The following is an 18,893-nucleotide window of genomic DNA, read 5'->3' on the forward strand; positions in this document are numbered from 1 at the left end:
CAAGCGTAACAACAGCCAACTGACTATATGAACAAAAAAGTAACCATAATAGGTTCTGGTTTCTCTTCGCTTTCAGCATCTTGCTATTTGGCGAAAGAGGGTTTCGACGTTTCAATTTATGAGAAGAATACTACGATAGGGGGAAGATGTCGGCAATTCGTGAAGCAAGGATTTACATTTGACATCGGTCCAAGTTGGTATTGGATGCCTGATATTTTTGATAAATTCTTTCAGGATTTCGGTAAACAAAGATCGGATTATTACATTCTTGATAAACTGAGCCCTGCCTATAAAATTTTCTTTTCAGACGATGTAATTACCATCGGTGATACAATGGATAAAATCTGCGAGGAGTTTGAGCGTATTGAAGAGGGCAGCTCCCGCCATCTCAGAAAATTCATCGAACAGGCCCAGGAGAACTATGATATCGCCATTAATAAAGTGGTATTGCGGCCAGGGATATCACCTTTTGAGTTGGTCACACCTGAAACCGTAATGCGCGTCGACCAGTTCTTCAAAACAATCAGCGGACAGGTACGCAAGAAATTTAAGAATCCCAAATTGATTTCCACCCTGGAGTTTCCTGTATTGTTTCTGGGGGCAAAGCCAAGTAATACCCCCTCATTCTACAGTTTTATGAACTATGCGGATTTTGGATTGGGAACCTGGCATCCCAAGGGTGGTATGTACGAAATCGTAAAGGCAATGAAAACTTTGGCAGAAGAATTGGGAGTTCAAGTGTATACCGACAGTCCCGTTGAAAAAATTCATGTGGAACATGGAAAAGTAAAGGGAATCACGGTTTCAGGAAAACAAATTGATACCGATTTTGTTCTGAGCGGGGCCGATTACCATCACTCGGAGACGTTACTTGACAAACAATATCGTCAGTACTCGGAGTCGTACTGGGACGGGAAGACGTTTGCTCCCTCCTCGCTTTTATTTTATGTCGGTTTCAATAAAAAATTGAAGAATATCGAACATCACAACTTGTTCTTTGATACCGATTTCGAGCGACATGCAGCTGAAATTTATGATCATCCTAAGTGGCCTACAGATCCGTTGTTCTATGTAAATTTTCCTTCGGTTACCGATGGTTCCATGGCTCCCGAGGGTTGTGAAACGGGCTTTTTCCTGGTTCCCATTGCCCCTGACTTGGAGGATACCCCGGAACTTCGAAACCAATATTTTGATATTATCATCGATAGATTCGAAAAACGTACTGGCGAGGATGTAAAAAATAACATTATATTTAAAGAGTCATTTTGTGTGATTGATTTCGTACAGGAATACAATTCCTACAAGGGAAATGCGTACGGAATGGCCAACACACTATTGCAAACGGCTTTCCTTAGGCCCAAGCTGAAGAGTAAAAAGGTGAAAAATCTGTTTTTTACCGGACAGCTCACAGTCCCTGGACCGGGGGTACCGCCTTCGCTGATTTCGGGCAAATTGGTGTCGGAACTAATTTCAAAAAATAATTAAGTCATGAAAGCTATTTTTGATTCCGTTTCCTACCAATGTAGCAAGATTGTGACGCAGTCCTACAGCACATCGTTTGCTTTGGCAACTAAAATGTTAGGGGCGTCGATAAGGAAGGATATTTATAATATTTACGGTTTTGTTCGGTTTGCCGATGAGATTGTCGATACGTTTCACGATTATAATAAGGAAGTCTTGTTCACCAAGTTCGAACAGGCCTTGGAAGATGCCATCACCGATAAGATAAGTCTGAACCCTATCCTGAATTCGTTTCAGCATACTTTTCACAAATACGATATTCCCCGACATTTGGTAGATTCGTTCATGAAAAGTATGGAGATGGACCTTCACAAAACTATCTATCGTACCGATGCCGAATACAAGCAATACATCTACGGTTCGGCGGATGTTGTAGGGCTTATGTGCCTGAAGGTTTTTGTTAAGGGTGATGAGGAACGCTATGAGGAACTAAAACAATCGGCTATGTCTTTGGGGTCGGCGTTTCAAAAGGTGAATTTCTTGAGAGATTTAAAAGCTGATTTTGAAGGACTTAACCGTACTTATTTTCCCAATACCAACCTCATGGAATTGGATGAGCGGTCGAAAAAGCAGATTGTTGATGAAATAAAGGCAGATTTTACCTTAGGGTATCAAGGAATTGAACAGCTTCCGAACGAGGCGAAGTTCGGTGTATATACGGCCTATAAATACTATTATAAATTACTTCAAAAACTTCAGAACACGCCTCCTCTAGAAATAAAAAATGCCCGGATACGAGTGCCGAATTATCAAAAATTCGGGCTTTTGGCAACATCTTATGTAAACTATAAATTGAATTTGGTCTAGATGCAAGTTGCAGTTTGGATATTGGTTTTTCTGATAGTTTTCTCAATTATGGAATTTATGGCGTGGTTTACCCATAAATATATTATGCATGGATTTCTGTGGAGTCTTCACAAAGATCACCACCACAAAGATCACGGTTCATGGTTCGAACGAAACGATGTTTTTTTCATATTTTATGCTGTTGTGAGTATGGGCTTCATCATGCTGGCCGCCAATACCAACTTTTGGTACGGTTGGCCAATTGGCTTTGGAATCATGGCATATGGCGCCGCTTATTTTATTGTACACGACATCTTTATTCACCAACGTTTCAAACTGTTCCGAAATGCCAACCACTGGTATGCCAGAGGCGTACGACGGGCCCATAAAATACACCATAAACATTTGGGGAAGGAAGACGGTGAATGCTTCGGAATGCTGGTTGTACCTTTGAAATACTTCAAGAAATAGGCATGACCAAAGCCCTGATCGTCGGTGCCGGTATAGGGGGTATCGCTACTGCTTTGCGTTTGCGTAAAAAAGGGTATGATGTCACTGTCTTAGAGGCAAACGACTATCCGGGGGGAAAGCTTCATGCCATCGACCTGAAAGGTTACCGTTTTGATTTAGGGCCTTCGCTCTTCACCATGCCCCAATATGTGACCGAATTGTTCGAATTGTACGGTCTTCAACCCTCCGAATGGTTCCAATACCATAGAAAAGAAGTAGTCTGCAACTATTTTTGGGAAGACGGCGTTCGATTTTCGGCCTTTGCCGATAAGACCGACTTTATCCATAATGCGGCCAAAACTTTTAACGAAGCTCCAGAACATCTTCAAAAATACTTGGATCGAAATCGAAAAAAGTACGACCTCACAGCCGGACTTTTTCTTGAAAAGTCGTTACACAAGCTGAACACTTACCTCTCTGCAGATACTATGAAGGCAATGGCGCGACTAGGTTCCTTGGATGTTGCCAGCACCTTGAACCGCACCAACGAACGTACCTTTAAAAATTCTAAATTGGTGCAACTGTTCAACCGCTATGCTACCTACAACGGTTCTTCTCCCTATAAAACTCCCGGTATCATGTCGATGATTCCCCATCTCGAAATGCACTACGGAACCTTTTACCCCAAAGGGGGCATGCACCGAATAAGCCAGAGTTTATTTGAATTAGGACAATCGAAAGGCATCGATTTCAAATTCAATGAAAAAGTTCATGAAATAGTCGTTGAAAACGGAAAGGCCACCGGGGTAATTACCGAAAATTCAACCTACCTGTCCGACATTGTCGTGTCGAACATGGATATATATCCAACCTATAAAAAGCTTTTAAAATCCCAAAAACATCCCAAGAAGGTGCTTGAGCAAGAAAGATCAAGTTCTGCCCTTATTTTTTATTGGGGAATATCCCGGGAATTTCCGGAGTTAGACCTTCATAATATCCTGTTCACCAAGGACTATCCTAGGGAATTCAGGGCGATTTTTGAGAAAAGGACCCTATTTGAGGATCCTACCGTATACATCAATATCACGAGTAAGGAAGAAAAGACCGATGCCCCTCAACGACATGAAAACTGGTTTGTCATGATCAATGCCCCTGGAAACCACGGACAAGACTGGGAAGCCCTCAAGAAGCGGGCACGACAACAAATTATAGAAAAAATAAATCGAGTTTTAAAAATAGACCTGGAGAAATTGATTACGGTTGAACATATTTTAGATCCCGTAGGCATAGAGAACGACACCAGTTCGTATCGAGGGGCTCTTTATGGCGCGGCTAGCAACAATCAATTTGCCGCTTTCTTGAGGCACCCGAATTTCAGTAGAAAAATCAAAAATTTATATTTCTGCGGGGGGTCGGTACACCCGGGAGGTGGTATACCACTCTGTTTATTGTCGGCAAAAATCGTCGGGGACCTAGTTCCTGAAGTATAGACAGAATGGTCGAGAAGCTTCCTACATATAAGACCCCTTTTGCCATCTTTATTATATGGCTATTTCACCTATCGGCACTGATCGGTATCCATCTTGGCCACCAAGACTGGTTCGTGTCGAAGACCCCGATAAATTTAATGATTGTTTTAATCCTCTTTCTATGGGTTTACCCAATCAATAGCCTTAGGAAATATATAGCCTTTGGCTTTTTTTTCACCGTGGGAATGTTTGCGGAATGGCTTGGTGTCAACTACGGCATTCTTTTCGGTGACTATGCTTATGGGGCTAATTTTGGTCCCAAACTAGACGGAGTGCCTTATCTTATCGGTGTAAACTGGGCTGTTCTCACCTTTATTACCGCTATCATAGCGTCAAAGTTCGCAAAGTCTCCTCTCGTAAAAATAACCGCAGCGAGCCTGCTGATGTTGTTTTTGGATTATTTAATGGAACACACCGCCCCCGTATTCGATTTTTGGACTTTCTCCGGAGGCCTTGCCGGATGGATGAACTACGTTTGTTGGTTCGCCTTGGCATTGCTGTTTCAGACAGTGCTACATTTTACTGGGATAAAGGGAAATTATCGTTTCAGTCTTCATCTCTATTTGGCCCAGTTGGTATTTTTTGGATATCTTTTTTTCTATTTAAAACCTTAACCTCACGTCTAGAAATAGATGATAATTGGTGGAGTCAGAATCACGACTTGACACGAATAGCCCGAATTTTCAAGGATTCTACCAAAACTTCGGTGAATAACGAAATAATGGTAATCATATCAGAGCGGTCTTGTGCTACTATAGTACCAAAAGGGTTCCCTTGCAGGAACCTGATAAGAATACGTGTTTTACAAAAGCATCCCCAAAGGATTGCTCCCGTTCCAACTTCCCACCGACCGGTACGGTTGAAAACGGGAAAATAGTTCCTCTTTATACCAGTCCATTTCCCGTGTTTTCTTTATAGCATTTTGGTGTTCTTTGCTGTTGTAGGCAAAATCCATTAAAGATTGTTTGTCTTGCCACAGACTAAAAGTCGCCATTTGCGTGAAAGGTACTTCCCCTATGCCTTTTGTAAACAGTAACCCCCTGTTGCCCTTCAGGGGTCTTTGTGAGATAGGCACGAATTTCCAGAACTTCCATAAGAGTTTAGATTTAATGGTGGCTCTGGTAATTACGGAAATATAAGGGTTCTGTTTGTCTAAATCCGTGGTTTTTTGGAAAGGGTTCCCTCCTCCCCATTCACCTTTGGCGGAAATACTTTTCATATAAAGCGTCCATTGCTCAGAACTTCCTTTTCGATAGCGATGCATCAAGCTGGAATGTTCGAAGAAGGCATTGGCCTCTTCCTCTGAATCCCATACCTGCAACAACGCATAGACCGACCAGTCAGGAAAGGGATTGAAGCCTGCCTTGCCGCTTCCCATAAGTTTGTAGAATTGGAGTCCTTTGGTTCTGGCCAGTGGTGCGTGCCCAAACTGCATCATCCCAAAGGCCCATAACTTGCTCCTAAAACTTGGATATCGGAAAAATGTAAGGGTCGTTATCTGGGACATTCTATTTATAATTATCCGTAAGGAATCATTCCTTTAGGAGCCTTTCTAAAAGTACCTTTGTTTTTTCACTATTCCAATCAGCCGCCCCAACTTTGCTTAGAACGATTTGTCCTGTTTTATCAATGACATAGGTAGCGGGTATCGATTTAGAACGAAATGCTTGCGGAGTTTCGGTATTTTTAAAATACACGGGTAACGATAGTTCTTTTTTTTCTATGAATGCGGAGACCTTCTGTGGGTCGTCTTCAGCTACAAAGAAGAATGCTATCGTATCCTGATAGCTCCCAGCTAATTTCTCAAAGCTTGGAATTTCGGCAATACATGGAGGGCACCAGGTAGCCCAAAAATTTACGATGGTTACCCGGCCTTTGTAATCCGAGAGATTGACCTTGGCGCCGTTGATATGGGTTAATTCCCAATGGTCATCGGTTAGTTGAACCCTATCATTTTGTGATAATTCCGTAGGGCTGACGGCGGTTAATCGAGCAAAATAAACCTTGATGTGGAAACCAAGCGGAGTAAACAAAAACAAAACCGACAAAAAAATCCATGGCAGGTACGATAACAACTGTCTTTTGGAAAACTGGATCATTCCGCGAGTAGCTTGTCCAACAATTCCCGAATCGTACGATTATCCCAATCGGCAATGTCATCGGCCCGTACTACGATATTTCCTTTTTTGTCAATGATATAGGAAGAGGGTACCGGCTCTGTCGCCACGGGGGCAGGTTCGCCGATGATGAGGTAGGTAACCGGAAAGGTAAATTTCTTTTGTTGCATGAAATCCTGGACGGGAGGTCGTTCTTCATTGGTAATGATATAAAAATCGACACGATCGCCATAATCCTCATATAATCTTTGGATATCCTGCAATTCGGCCGCACAGGGCAAACGCCAAGAGGCCCAGAAATTGATGAAAATTACCTTACCCCTTGATTTTTCAAAACTAAAGAATTCCCAGTTGGGGTCTTTCAATTTCCAATTGTAATTTGGGAGGGTTTCGCGGTTTTCAGGCGCAACGATACCAGGAGTAAAGGAAAAAAGCCGGTTAAGCAACACTTTTCCCTGGTATCCCAACGGGGTCAGAAACAAGGATAGAACAAGGCCAATAACCAACAGGGTAAAAAATGTGCTTTTTTTCATATAGGTTTTCAAACTAAAAAACTCCCATGCTATCATAGGAGTTTTTTCAACTAATTTATGAGGGCCTCAAGCCGCATTTTCCCTTTTGATCACATTGAGGGCCGAACCTTCCCTAAACCAACCTATTTGGGCGTCATTGTAAGTATGATTTACTTTGATCAGGTCTTTACTTCCATCGGAATGCACTACTTCTATGGTTAAAGGAGTGTCCGGTTTAAAATCGGCTATATCCATAAAGTTAAAGGTATCATCTTCCTGGATGAGATCATAATCGTTCTCATCGACAAAGGTTAACGCCAGCATTCCCTGTTTCTTCAAATTGGTCTCGTGAATACGGGCGAACGATTTGACCAGTACCGCAGCAACGCCTAGGTGCCTCGGTTGCATGGCCGCGTGCTCCCTTGAGGAACCCTCCCCATAATTGTGGTCTCCCACAACAATCGACTTGATTCCCGCTGCCTTGTAGGCTCTCTGGGTATCGGGTACGCCACCGTACTCCCCGGTCAATTGATTCTTGACAAAATTGGTCTTTTTATTAAACGCATTCACAGCGCCAATCAAGGTATTATTGGCAATATTGTCTAAGTGCCCCCTGAAACGAAGCCACGGTCCAGCCATGGAGATGTGGTCGGTAGTACATTTACCAAAAGCTTTTATCAACAACTTCATTCCCTGTAAATCCCCATGGGTTATCGGAACAAAAGGTTCGAGCAACTGAAGTCGCTCTGAGCTGGGATCTACCTTTACTTCGACACCGGATCCATCTGCAATGGGCTCCAAATAACCTGCATCCTCCACTTCAAAACCTTTTGGAGGCAGCTCCCAACCGGTAGGCTCATCGAATTTAACTTCTTCGCCATTCTCATTGATCAACGTATCGGATATCGGGTTAAAGTCTAACCTTCCTGCGATGGCAATTGCCGCCGTTATCTCGGGAGACGCAACAAAGGCATGTGTATTTGGATTCCCATCGGCCCGTTTTGCGAAGTTTCTGTTGAATGAATGTACAATGCTGTTTTTAGGGGCATTCTTGGGATCACTGTAACGTGCCCATTGGCCAATACAGGGGCCGCAGGCATTGGTGAATATCTTTGCATCCAATTTTTCGAATACCTGCAGTATTCCGTCCCGCTCCGCGGTATATCGAACTTGCTCGGAACCGGGATTGATTCCAAATTCGGCCTTGGTCTTCAACCCTTTGTCCAGTGCCTGTTGTGCTATTGAGGAAGCCCTGCTCAGGTCTTCGTAGGAAGAGTTGGTACAAGAACCGATTAAGCCCCATTCTACTTGTAATGGCCACTCGTTCTTCGTCGCTTTGTCAGTCATCTCGCTTCCGACATTTGTAGACAAATCCGGTGTAAAGGGTCCGTTTAATAAAGGACCTAACTTCGACAGGTCGATATCGATGACCTGATCAAAATAATCTTCTGGATTGGCATATACCTCGGCATCTGCGGTCAAATGTTCCTTAACGGCATTGGCCGCTTCCGCCACATCGGCCCGATCGGTAGCACGGAGATAACGCTCCATAGCCTCGTCATACCCAAATGTAGAGGTAGTTGCCCCTATTTCGGCACCCATGTTACAGATGGTTCCCTTCCCGGTACATGATAGCGACAAAGCTCCGGGGCCAAAATATTCTACGATGGCACCGGTACCTCCTTTTACGGTTAAAATTTCAGCTACTTTTAGGATGACATCCTTTGGTGCGGTCCAGCCGGAAATCTTTCCGGTCAACCTTACTCCAATTAACTTTGGGAACTTTAATTCCCATGCCATTCCCGCCATCACATCAACGGCATCGGCACCTCCTACTCCAATGGCGACCATTCCCAATCCGCCTGCATTGACGGTGTGTGAATCGGTGCCTATCATCATTCCCCCGGGAAAAGCATAATTTTCCAATACCACCTGATGAATAATCCCTGCACCGGGTTTCCAAAAACCGATACCGTACTTATTGGAGACCGACTCCAAAAAATCGAATACTTCGGCACTGGTCGAATTGGCCATCTTTAAGTCTGCCGCCGCCCCGCTTTTTGCTTGAATCAAATGGTCGCAGTGTACGGTGGTGGGCACAGCTACCTTGGTCTTGCCGGCCTGCATAAATTGCAAGAGTGCCATTTGGGCAGTGGCATCTTGACAAGCGATACGATCGGGAGCGAAGTCAACATAATCCTTACCACGAACAAAGGCCTTGCTCGGAGTACCGTCCCACAGATGGGAATACAATATTTTTTCGGAAAGCGTTAGCGGCTTGCCAACGATATCCCTAGCCTTATTAACGCGTTCCGCCATCGTGGCGTATACCCCTTTGATCATGTCGATATCAAATGCCATTCTCTAGTGTTTTAAATTTTGAACAATTCCGTAAAATTAAGAAAATCCCTATGGGAAATAAAATTTTTGGTCTATGAAAGTATGTATTCCAAAGAATAAAAAAACACGGGTTTCTTATTCAATCATCGACAAATGAAAGCCGCAAAAAGAGATAATAATTCTGGGTAAAAATTCGGCGGACCTACTTGAGAACCCTTCCCAGCTTCATGAAAATAGGAAAGTTGATTTTCCTTTTTTCATCACTGCCCCATAAAGGTCGTATGTTGTTCATCAAATCTTTCACCGGATTCTTGCCTTTATTGTACCGCTTGAAACTTTGTACACTCGACCAAGAGTTAAAATAGCCCTCTAAATGCGCCAGACCCCATTGCACCGTCACGGCCCTCTCGGATTCTACCGGTATTTCCCGAAAATCGAAGGGAATGCTCCCGTAGCTATTCTCGACATGCCTTCGCTCACTGTTCCAATATAGGCCGACCACCTGCCTATAAAAATGGTTGATGACCTTGTCAATAGGCTCGGAAATTTTCAAAAGGCCATAGCCCCACGCACTTATAAGACCCCCATTTTTAGACACTCTTCGCACCTCTTTGTTAAAGGCTTGAAAATCAAACCAATGAAGGGCCTGTGCTACCGTGATTAAATCAAAAGTATTGTCATCAAAGCTGGTGTGTTCGGCTCTTTCGACCTTGTAGCGAATGGTGTCCCTTCTTTCAGCCCTTGCCAACTGGGCCTCACTGATATCCGTTGCGAACACCTCATCAAAATAGTGGGATAACACCAGTGCTACCTGCCCGTTACCCGTACCGCAATCCCAGCAACAAGCGGTGTCCGGTACATGTTTCAAAATATCTGAATAGAGTTCCATCGGGTAGGCAGGACGGAACTTTTTATAGGCATCGGACTGTTCAGAGAAAATGTCCAATGCTTTTTTCATGCGTTGATGATTTTAATTACAGAAGCTTGTTAATGATATCTTCTTCGGAAATCCCCTCGGCCTCGGCCTTGTAGTTTTTTATAATCCTGTGACGCAATATGCCCCTCGCCACCGCCTTTACATTTTCAATATCCGGTGAATATTTTCCATTGATCGCAGCATGGGCCTTGGCCCCTAATACGAGGTTCTGAGAAGCTCTTGGCCCGGCACCCCAATCGATGTATTGCTTTACAAAATCCCCGGCCGACTCCAAATTAGGTCTGGTTGAATTTACCAAACGAACCGCATATTCCACCACATTGTCCGGAACCGGGATGCGTCGTACCAAATGATGTATTTCCAAAATCTCCTGGGCGTTGAATAGCGCATTGATTTCTGGAACATTGTCATCGGTCGTGGTCTTTACCACCTCGATTTCCTCGGTCACCGATGGATATTTTAGTTCGATAGCGAACATAAAGCGATCCAACTGCGCCTCGGGCAAGGGATAGGTTCCTTCCTGTTCAATAGGGTTTTGGGTAGCAAGCACAAAATAAGGCAATTCCAGTCGATGCTGTTGTCCTGCAATAGTCACCGAGCGTTCCTGCATCGCCTCCAAGAGTGCTGCCTGGGTTTTGGGTGGTGTCCTGTTGATTTCATCGGCCAGAATAATGTTGGAAAAAATAGGTCCTTTGATGAACTTGAAATTTCTATTCTGATCCAATACCTCACTTCCCAAAATATCACTGGGCATTAGATCAGGGGTGAACTGTATTCTTTTAAAATCAAGTCCTAAGGTCTTCGCAATGGTATTTACCATTAAAGTCTTTGCCAAACCGGGTACACCGATGAGCAGTGAATGCCCTCCGGAATAAATTGATAGTAAAATTTGTTCAATAACCTCATTCTGGCCTACGATGGCCTTCGCAATTTCTTGCCTCAACTCCTGATGCCTTTGAACGAGATTATTGATTGCAGTAACGTCCGACATATTATTCCTTGACCCAGTTGTTGGCAAATTCACAGTCTCTTCTGGATTCGTTTACGCTAATGTAGGTATCATCAATATGCTTATCCATCCACTTTTTGATAGCATTGTATTGCTTCTCCGTTTTTGCCAGTTGTTGAATTTTGATATAATCCTTGGAAAAATCGGCTACGTGCTCGTCGTATCTATTGGTCACTTTCAATAACTTATAAGAAGGTCCGCCTCCGCGCTCATCCTGTTCCAGAATAGGTCTCGAAATCTCGTCGTCCTTTAAGTTACGCACCTGATTGTATAGCGTCGGATCCATTTTGGTCAATTCGAAACGGGAATCAAAGTTAATGGGATTCCGTAGAACACCACCGTCGAATTTGGTCTCCTCTTCGTCGGAAAAATTTAGCGCTGCTTCAGCGAATGTATACTTGCCATCAATAATTTGTTGACGAATACTATCCAATTCCATTCGAGCATTTTCCAGTGCCTTTTTGGAAATATCCGGTTGAATTAGAATGTGTCGCACATCTCTTTCCTGTCCCCTAATTTTTTCGATGTACATAATATGATAGCCGAACATGGTCTCGAAGGGATCGGACACTTCACCTTCATTCAAACTGAACGCAACATCCTTGAACTCCTTCACATAACCGGAGCTCTTGGTAATGCCTTCGATAAGACCTCCTTTGGATTTTGTAGGCCCCTGTGAATACAAGATGGCCTTCACGCTAAAACTTGCGTCATTATCCTCTACATCGGCCTTGATCTTATTTAATTTATCGATAACCGCTTGCACCTCCGTTTGCGTTGGTTTCGGCTGCTTTACAATCTGGGCGATTTCAAGTTCCGCACCAAAAACAGGTCGTTGGTCTTCTGGAATCTTATTAAAAAACTGTCGTACTTCCTCCGGTGTTATTTCAATTTCGGCGATGATATCCTGTTGCATTTTTTCGGATAACATGCGCAACTTGTTAATTTTATAAAGCTCTTGCCGAAAACTGGCTTCGTCTGTTTTTTTATAGTATCGTAACACCTTCTCCATGGAACCGATTTGCTGTACCAATGACTGTATCTGCCGTTCGCCAGTAGCATTCACCTCATCATCGGACACCAAAATACTGTCTTGTACGGCCTGGTGGGCATACAAACGGTCTTCCATTAATTTTCCAAGTAATCCACATCTAGTGATATCCTCGGTAGAAGCCCCTTGGCTTTTTAGGTCGATCAAGGTTTTTTCAATATCGGATTCCAGGATTACATAATCCCCTACTACCGCGGCGATCCCATCGAGCTTGACCCTTTTGAATTTATTCGTGGTATCCTTTCTGATATTGGTATCCGCCTCCACTACCATCTCTGGAGGCTCGATCTGGGTATCGGGAATACTATCCGCTACCTGCGCCAGTATGGTATTGGACAATAATAAGGAACAAATTACAATAACAAATCTGTTAATCTTTTGCATATACTTCAAAATCTTTATCCTTAATAGCCTCATCTATGATTTCGGTTTCGAGCTTTCGTATGTAGTCAAGTTTTCTTCGACTTAAGAGTACCTGCTTGATGGTGGGTTCTATAAAAGAAAGCGGTGCAATGTCGTTGGGGTTTAGTACATCGATAATCTTGGTCAAATATACCCCCTTTGCATCCTCCAACTCAAAAAATTGTGATTTTTTTAAGTATCGTCCTTCGTTTTCGCGAGACAATGGGGGAATCTCATCGATTACCCGCGACGCCCTTACCCAAATAGAATCGTTAAAATTCAACTTCTTAAACTGCACCCCGATAGAATCAAGATAGGTGACATCCTCTTTATTAAAACGTTTCAATTTTTCAATGACCTCATCTTTGTTCAAAAACTGTTTGGGAAGTTCTATAAACCGGAGTCGTACTATTTTTTCATTGAGCCTAAAGTTTTGTTTTTCTTTATTATAAAACTCCCTTAGCTGACTTTTACTAACCGTCGAATCGCTACCTTGTTGTACGAGGGCCTCCTTGTAAGCACGGGTATACAAATCGTTTCTGTAGTTGTCTACCAGTTTATCAAATTCGGTCAATTTGTCTTCGGGAAGATTTATTTTGGCCTTCGCCAACAGCAATTGTTTCGAGGCCCAATTATTGATATAATTCGTCACGAACGATGCACTGTCTTCCTTGGAAACAGCATTGGATAATAGGGGGGTAACATCGGATGGGTAAAGAAATGCCTCTCCGACCCTAGCCAAGGGCTGCTCTTCCTTGTTTTTAGAAAACATACCGCCGCAAGAACTCAAAACCAGCACCATAACGGAGGATACCATCCAGAAAAAAATCGATTTACTACGTATTATTGAAAATCGCATCTTGCAAAAATAGCAATTACCAAATGGTGGGCAAATAGTTACATTGTTCCTTAACGGTTTTTTACATAACCTACTTATTTTAGTACCTTAGGGACCACTAATGGCAGCGTTGCATTAAAAACGAATTAGGTTGAACAGACGCATAAAACTGATATGGGATTTCAAGGGTCCCGCCGCCGCCAAAACGGCCGAACACCACGAAAAGCATTTAAAGGAATTCATCGCTATGGAAGCCCTATCCTTGAAGATTACGGGTCATCAACATCTACATGAAATGCACAGCCTGGCTTTTATGGTCGTGGAGGAACCTCATATGATTTCGGTCCGGGATGCCCTCAAACCACACCGTGGAGAGCTATACGAGGAATAAATGAATCGCTAAACAACCCGATACTAAATGAGAAAGAGTTACTTGTCCTTATTTTTCAGTCTCCTGTTTGCTGCGGGAGCCTGTGACCAAAGCGGAAGCCGTGTGAATCCCATAGAGGAGGCATTGGCCTCTGAAAATCCGAATATTAAAAGGGTAATGGACAGTATAGACCGGTTTGAGGTGCAGATCCGCTACACCCAAATCGACCGGCGCAACGATAGCATTTTATTTACGGATTATGATTTTCAGGTAAACGAACGGAATTATTTTTACCCCGCCAGCACGGTAAAATTTCCAACTGCCGTGCTGGCCCTGGAGCATCTTAATCAAACGGATACCTTGGATAGAAACACCCGTTTTTATGTGGAAGGGGATTCGGTGGAGACTACTTTTGCAACCGCCGTTTCTCAAATATTCGCGGTCAGTGATAACGAAGCCAACAATCGATTATTGGAATTTTTAGGGCAGGATGCCATCAATGAAACATTATTGAAAAAAGGTATTTTCCCTGTCCGAATCTCACATCGGTTGGGGTACCATACCGATGACGTCACCACAAAACCTTTAATCGTCTATTTGAACGACAGTACCACTGCAACGACCAAACCAACGATCAACTCGGTGCCCGAACCACTGCAATTGAACAAAATTCAAAAGGGAATAGGGTATTATACAGAGGATGAACTGGTAGAGGAGCCTTTTGATTTTAGCCTAAAGAATTACTATCCCATAAACGCGCAACACGCACTTATGAAAAGGGTCATTTTTCCAGGACAATTTGACGAGAAGGAACGCTTTGACCTGAGTCAACAGCAGTGGGAATTTTTGTTATCCGCAATGCATACGCTACCGAGAGAGGTCGGTTATGATCCCGAAGAGTATTACGATGGCTATTGTAAATTCTTTATCTACGGCGATACGAAGGATACTATCCCCAACTACATCAAAATCTATAACAAGGTAGGGTTCGCCTATGGTACCTTGACCGATTGTGCCTATATCACCGACGCTGAAAACGATGTGGAGTTTCTTTTAACGGCTACTATTTTGGTAAACAAAGATGGCGTTTTTAACGATGACAAATACGAATACGAAGAAGTCGGAATTCCGTTTCTGGCGGAATTGGGCAGAGAAATCTATAGCTATGAACTTAACCGTAAAAAATAAACGGCATGCACAAGTTAAGTTTTGATTCATTCACCAAAAAAATATATATCAAGGCATCGATGAAAAAATTATATTGGTGTTGGGGAACTTCCGAAGGTATTACTTCCTGGTTTTTGAGTGATGCACGATATAGCACCGGGAAAGGTATAATACGAACCCCCAGGGAGTATATCCAAAAAGGTGACCTGTATACTTGGAGATGGCATAATTGGGACGATGAGGAAAAAGGGAAGGTATTACAGGCCAATGGTATCGATTTTATCGAATTCTCGTTCGCCGAAGTGACCAAGGTTTCGGTAACCCTGGAGGACAAAGGCAGTTCAGTACTTTTAACCCTAAGGCAGTACGAAATACCTACAGACGAGGAAAGTAAGCTCAATATACATTATGGATGCAGTAATGGCTGGACCTTCTGGCTGGCCAATTTAAAGGCTTATCTGGAGTACGGGGTTCTATTGAACGAAACCGAAATAGATCTTCGGAACGTTCCCCTGGCCGGTTTTGAGTTCGTGAATATGTAGGCATCCGGGCGATACATCGAAAAAAAAATTGCAATCAAAGTGGTACGCATAAACAAATACCTCAGCGAAGTCGGGTACTGCTCCCGAAGAGCGGCCGACAAGCTCATTGAACAAGGAAGGGTGACCATAAACGGTGAAGTTCCCGAAATGGGAACCAAAATCAAGCCGGGCGATCAAGTACATGTCGATGGCAAATTGATTTCCGAACCTGAAGGCCAACGGGTGTACATTGCCTTTAATAAGCCCATTGGTATCGTTTGCACCACTGACACTGGAGTCGAAAAAAATAACATAATCGATTACATCAACTATCCAAAACGGATTTTCCCGATAGGACGATTGGACAAGCCTAGTGAAGGACTCATCTTTTTAACCAACGATGGCGATATTGTCAATAAGATCCTTCGTGCCCGAAATCGTCATGAAAAGGAATACCTCGTGACCGTTGACAAACCGATCACTCAAAACTTCTTGGACCGAATGCGCAAAGGAGTTCCGATTTTAGATACCATCACCAGGGAGTGCGAGGTGGAACAACTGGACACCTGTCGGTTTAAAATTATTCTCACCCAAGGATTGAACCGACAGATTCGTCGTATGTGCGAGTACCTAGGATATCAGGTAACCAAACTCAAACGTACTCGGATCATGAACGTAAAACTGGACATTCCGGTAGGGAAATGGCGTAATCTAACGAAAGCGGAGTTGAGGGAAATCAATAGACTGGTTGCTTCTTCCTCCAAAACCCAGGATGGGTGAAAGGTCGATCTATTTGCCAGCCTTTTTCTTGTAGAATGTGTCGTTTTTACAGCTAAACTATTCTGATTGCATAAATAATCCTTGGGACCAAATCAGCAATCCTGGTATTAAAATCTGAAAAAACCACTCCGTTGTTTACAAGTAAAAATTTAAATTGGGTAGGGCTGTAATATCATGTATCTTTTCATTGAAAATCATGTTGTCTTATAAACAAGACAGTCTTGATTGTCTTCGGCACCATTTTTGATTTTGGCCCACAGTCAACATGACCAGCGAAAAAGGTACAAAAAAAGGGTTCCGAACATCATCCACAATTTTGCCGATGATTCAGGCTACGGGGATGTTGGATGCTTTGCGGCTACCGATATTGCTACTCCGAACATCGACCGAATGGTAACCGGCAGAACAGGGAAAAGCCCTTGAAATGCTTGCCGAAATGCAATCGGAAAACGAAAAAATGGAACCCCTACCCCCTTCCCTCATAGTACGGGGACCGGCTAACAAGAGTCATTCGAATATGTATGCAATAAAAATAAATTGGCTGCGCCCCATTTAAAATCAGCTACCCTTAAGCCCAAAACCCTACAAAAAGAGACAATCTACCAGGCGGCATGTACTATATTTGGTACAAACACCTGTTGATGGATTTCATCATCCTACTGTTCCTTTGTTTTGCATTTCTTGGACTCGTCCTTTCCCTCTTGTTCTTACTTAAAAAGAAAGGAGATCGTTTCGCCAATGCAATTCTTGCCATCTATACCTTTCTTTTTGCCACGGAACTCTTGAACAATTCGCTGCGTTGGTCCGGGAGGATAAAGGAAGAACTTTTTATACACTTCAATCTCGCCCATTTCCCATTATGGACTCTATACGGCCCGTTAGTCTTCATTTACGTAAGAAGGGTGGTCACGGAAAAAGGGTTGCGCTGGAAAGACCTATGGTTTTTAATACCCACGCTAATCATCGTTGCCACCCTTTCACCATTTTACCTTATGGGCACTGCCGAAAAGGCAAGGGTCGTTCAGGAAGGTACCGTCTTTAATTATGTTTCTTGGCCTAGCTACGGCATTTGGCTGGTCATCGCCCTACTATTTTTTTATGCCTTTTTCACCTATTTCAGTTTTTGGCGTAGCAAAAAGGTCGGGTTTCGGGAAAATAAGTGGATGAAATGGTTCGTGGGCTCCTACTTCGGATTTTCCTTTATGTTCGCACTCTACATTTTCCTTACTAGGTTCAATCTTATGGATCCCAAGTTTGACTATTTTGTCGATATCATAATCGTTTTTTTTATTGGCATGCTCGCCTTTTTTGGTTTTGTACAGCCAGAGGTGTTCGAGGGAAAGTCGATCCAGAAAATATTGCCCTTTATAAAGTATCAAAAAACAGGATTGTCTGAGGCCTTATCACTTGAAATGAAGAAAAAATTAATAAGGATAATGGAAGTCGAACAGCCTTATCTCAACAATGAACTTCGGCTAGACGACCTGTCAAGGCTAATGAACTTGTCGAGAAATCATACGTCGCAAATCATCAATGAACATTTCAATCTGTCATTTTTCGACTTTGTTAACAAGTATAGGGTAAAGGAGGCTAAGAACTTGTTGATGAACAATGAAGAAAACGGATTGACCATGACACAAATCGCTTACGATGTGGGCTTTAACAACAGGGCGTCTTTTTACAAAGCCTTTAAAAAATTTACCGAAGTCAACCCCACTACCTACAGACAACAAGCAAACGCTTCATAAGGCTATTTTCCGGGAATTTTGTAAACGTTTACAGGAAGAGACAACCACCGGGGAAACCTTTGCTACTTTAAAGCAGCTTTGAATTCTAGAATACGATTGATGACTATCGGTAAGATGGGTGTACCGTACCTCCCATCACCAAGTATAAAAACTAAAGAATAGAAAATATGAGATCACCCTTCCATCTATTACTATTGACATTTGCTTTGCTATTGGCGCCACAATGCGATAAGACCGACGATGAGGATACCCAAAGACCGGATGCCCAGACTATTGTCGACCTTTATGGGTCGGGTAGCTGTGGAGAGGAGGAATATACCCCGTCAGAACTATCGGAGTATGTACTGCCCTATCCTGTGGGTACGGGCTATGTCGTGAACCTAGCCCATTGCGGTGGTTCCTATCATAGCGCAGGACAGCCGGATCAATATGCCATCGATTTTGACATGGGTATAGGTACCACCATCACCGCGGCGAGGGAGGGACAGGTCATTTTTGTGGAAGAGTCGGGACAAGATGGTGGTTTTCCCAATAATCTGGTGGTGGTTTCACATTCCGACGGTACTTACGGACAATATATGCATTTAACCCAGAATGGGGCATTGGTAGAAATCGGGGATCGGGTCGAAAAGGGTGATCCCATTGGTTTGAGCGGAAACACAGGCCTGGCTGGCTATCCGCACCTACACTTCGTTGTAACGAAAAGGGGTAGTTTTCGATATCCGTACGAATCAACTCCCGCAACCTTCAGTAATACTCTGGCACACCAGGGAAGTCTGACGCCTGGAATACAATATCCGGCATTGGAATACTAG

Annotated in this window: 19 protein-coding genes; 11 read left to right on the forward strand and 8 right to left on the reverse strand. The window is 43.3% G+C overall.

Going from position 1 to position 18,893, the window contains the following annotated elements; all coding sequences use genetic code 11:
* Nucleotides 1-27: 27 nt before the first annotated feature.
* Genes FK220_RS00320 through FK220_RS00340 form a run of 5 tightly spaced genes read left to right on the forward strand, consistent with a single transcriptional unit; the run spans nt 28 to nt 4,900 of the window.
* Entirely contained in the window at nt 28-1,485 is a 1,458-nt protein-coding gene (locus tag FK220_RS00320) for a phytoene desaturase family protein (protein ID WP_152572296.1), read from the forward strand.
* 3 nt (nt 1,486-1,488) lie between these two features.
* A complete protein-coding gene (locus tag FK220_RS00325; protein ID WP_152572297.1) occupies nt 1,489-2,328 on the forward strand; it encodes a phytoene/squalene synthase family protein in 840 nt (279 codons plus the stop codon).
* The gene (locus FK220_RS00330) at nt 2,329-2,778 is read left to right on the forward strand and encodes a sterol desaturase family protein (RefSeq protein ID WP_152572298.1); all 450 of its coding nucleotides are present in this window, start codon (nt 2,329-2,331) and stop codon (nt 2,776-2,778) included. It begins immediately after the preceding gene.
* 2 nt (nt 2,779-2,780) lie between these two features.
* On the forward strand, nt 2,781-4,247 hold the full coding sequence (gene crtD / locus FK220_RS00335; RefSeq protein WP_152572299.1) for a 1-hydroxycarotenoid 3,4-desaturase CrtD: 1,467 nt from the start codon (nt 2,781-2,783) through the stop codon (nt 4,245-4,247).
* A gap of 5 nt (nt 4,248-4,252) precedes the next feature.
* A complete protein-coding gene (locus tag FK220_RS00340; protein ID WP_152572300.1) occupies nt 4,253-4,900 on the forward strand; it encodes a carotenoid biosynthesis protein in 648 nt (215 codons plus the stop codon).
* Between the two features lie 188 nt (nt 4,901-5,088).
* Here FK220_RS00340 and FK220_RS00345 read toward each other — a convergent pair whose 3' ends face one another.
* From FK220_RS00345 to FK220_RS00380, 8 genes are all read right to left on the reverse strand, one after another.
* Nucleotides 5,089-5,793 carry a DUF3291 domain-containing protein gene (locus FK220_RS00345; RefSeq protein WP_152572301.1) on the reverse strand — a complete coding sequence of 235 codons (705 nt, stop codon included), beginning with the start codon at nt 5,791-5,793 and terminating at the stop codon, nt 5,089-5,091.
* A gap of 25 nt (nt 5,794-5,818) precedes the next feature.
* The gene (locus FK220_RS00350; protein ID WP_152572302.1) at nt 5,819-6,385 is read right to left on the reverse strand and encodes a TlpA family protein disulfide reductase; all 567 of its coding nucleotides are present in this window, start codon (nt 6,383-6,385) and stop codon (nt 5,819-5,821) included.
* Entirely contained in the window at nt 6,382-6,936 is a 555-nt protein-coding gene (locus FK220_RS00355; protein WP_152572303.1) for a TlpA family protein disulfide reductase, read from the reverse strand. The genes FK220_RS00350 and FK220_RS00355 overlap by 4 nt, the downstream gene beginning before the upstream one ends.
* 66 nt (nt 6,937-7,002) lie before the next feature.
* On the reverse strand, nt 7,003-9,276 hold the full coding sequence (locus FK220_RS00360) for an aconitate hydratase (RefSeq protein WP_152572304.1): 2,274 nt from the start codon (nt 9,274-9,276) through the stop codon (nt 7,003-7,005).
* Nucleotides 9,277-9,457: 181 nt separating this feature from the next.
* Nucleotides 9,458-10,213, reverse strand: coding sequence for a class I SAM-dependent methyltransferase (locus FK220_RS00365; protein ID WP_152572305.1), 756 nt, complete (start codon nt 10,211-10,213; stop codon nt 9,458-9,460).
* A gap of 16 nt (nt 10,214-10,229) precedes the next feature.
* Nucleotides 10,230-11,183, reverse strand: coding sequence for an AAA family ATPase (locus FK220_RS00370; RefSeq protein WP_152572306.1), 954 nt, complete (start codon nt 11,181-11,183; stop codon nt 10,230-10,232).
* 1 nt (nt 11,184) lies between these two features.
* Nucleotides 11,185-12,636 (reverse strand): peptidylprolyl isomerase, encoded by a 1,452-nt coding sequence (locus FK220_RS00375; protein ID WP_152572307.1) that lies wholly within the window; start codon nt 12,634-12,636, stop codon nt 11,185-11,187.
* Nucleotides 12,623-13,513, reverse strand: a complete 891-nt coding sequence (locus tag FK220_RS00380) for a peptidyl-prolyl cis-trans isomerase (protein WP_152572308.1) — start codon at nt 13,511-13,513, stop codon at nt 12,623-12,625. Before FK220_RS00380 ends, FK220_RS00375 begins: the two co-directional genes overlap by 14 nt.
* Nucleotides 13,514-13,643: 130 nt before the next feature.
* Here FK220_RS00380 and FK220_RS00385 point away from each other — a divergent pair, with 130 nt between their 5' ends.
* The 6 genes from FK220_RS00385 to FK220_RS00410 all read left to right on the forward strand — a co-directional run bounded on the left by FK220_RS00385 (nt 13,644) and on the right by FK220_RS00410 (nt 18,893).
* The gene (locus tag FK220_RS00385) at nt 13,644-13,883 is read left to right on the forward strand and encodes a hypothetical protein (protein WP_152572309.1); all 240 of its coding nucleotides are present in this window, start codon (nt 13,644-13,646) and stop codon (nt 13,881-13,883) included.
* Between the two features lie 27 nt (nt 13,884-13,910).
* Entirely contained in the window at nt 13,911-15,050 is a 1,140-nt protein-coding gene (locus tag FK220_RS00390; protein WP_152572310.1) for a serine hydrolase, read from the forward strand.
* Nucleotides 15,051-15,055: 5 nt separating this feature from the next.
* Nucleotides 15,056-15,571 carry an SRPBCC family protein gene (locus FK220_RS00395; protein ID WP_152572311.1) on the forward strand — a complete coding sequence of 172 codons (516 nt, stop codon included), beginning with the start codon at nt 15,056-15,058 and terminating at the stop codon, nt 15,569-15,571.
* 33 nt (nt 15,572-15,604) lie between these two features.
* Entirely contained in the window at nt 15,605-16,330 is a 726-nt protein-coding gene (rluF, locus tag FK220_RS00400; protein WP_152572312.1) for a 23S rRNA pseudouridine(2604) synthase RluF, read from the forward strand.
* Nucleotides 16,331-16,971: 641 nt separating this feature from the next.
* Complete coding sequence (locus FK220_RS00405) at nt 16,972-18,078, forward strand: helix-turn-helix domain-containing protein (RefSeq protein WP_166204715.1); 1,107 nt, start codon at nt 16,972-16,974, stop codon at nt 18,076-18,078.
* Between the two features lie 167 nt (nt 18,079-18,245).
* Nucleotides 18,246-18,893 carry a M23 family metallopeptidase gene (locus tag FK220_RS00410; RefSeq protein ID WP_152572315.1) on the forward strand — a complete coding sequence of 216 codons (648 nt, stop codon included), beginning with the start codon at nt 18,246-18,248 and terminating at the stop codon, nt 18,891-18,893.

Origin of the sequence: Pelagihabitans pacificus (genome assembly GCF_009371985.2) — a bacterium.
GTDB lineage: Bacteria > Bacteroidota > Bacteroidia > Flavobacteriales > Flavobacteriaceae > Pelagihabitans > Pelagihabitans pacificus.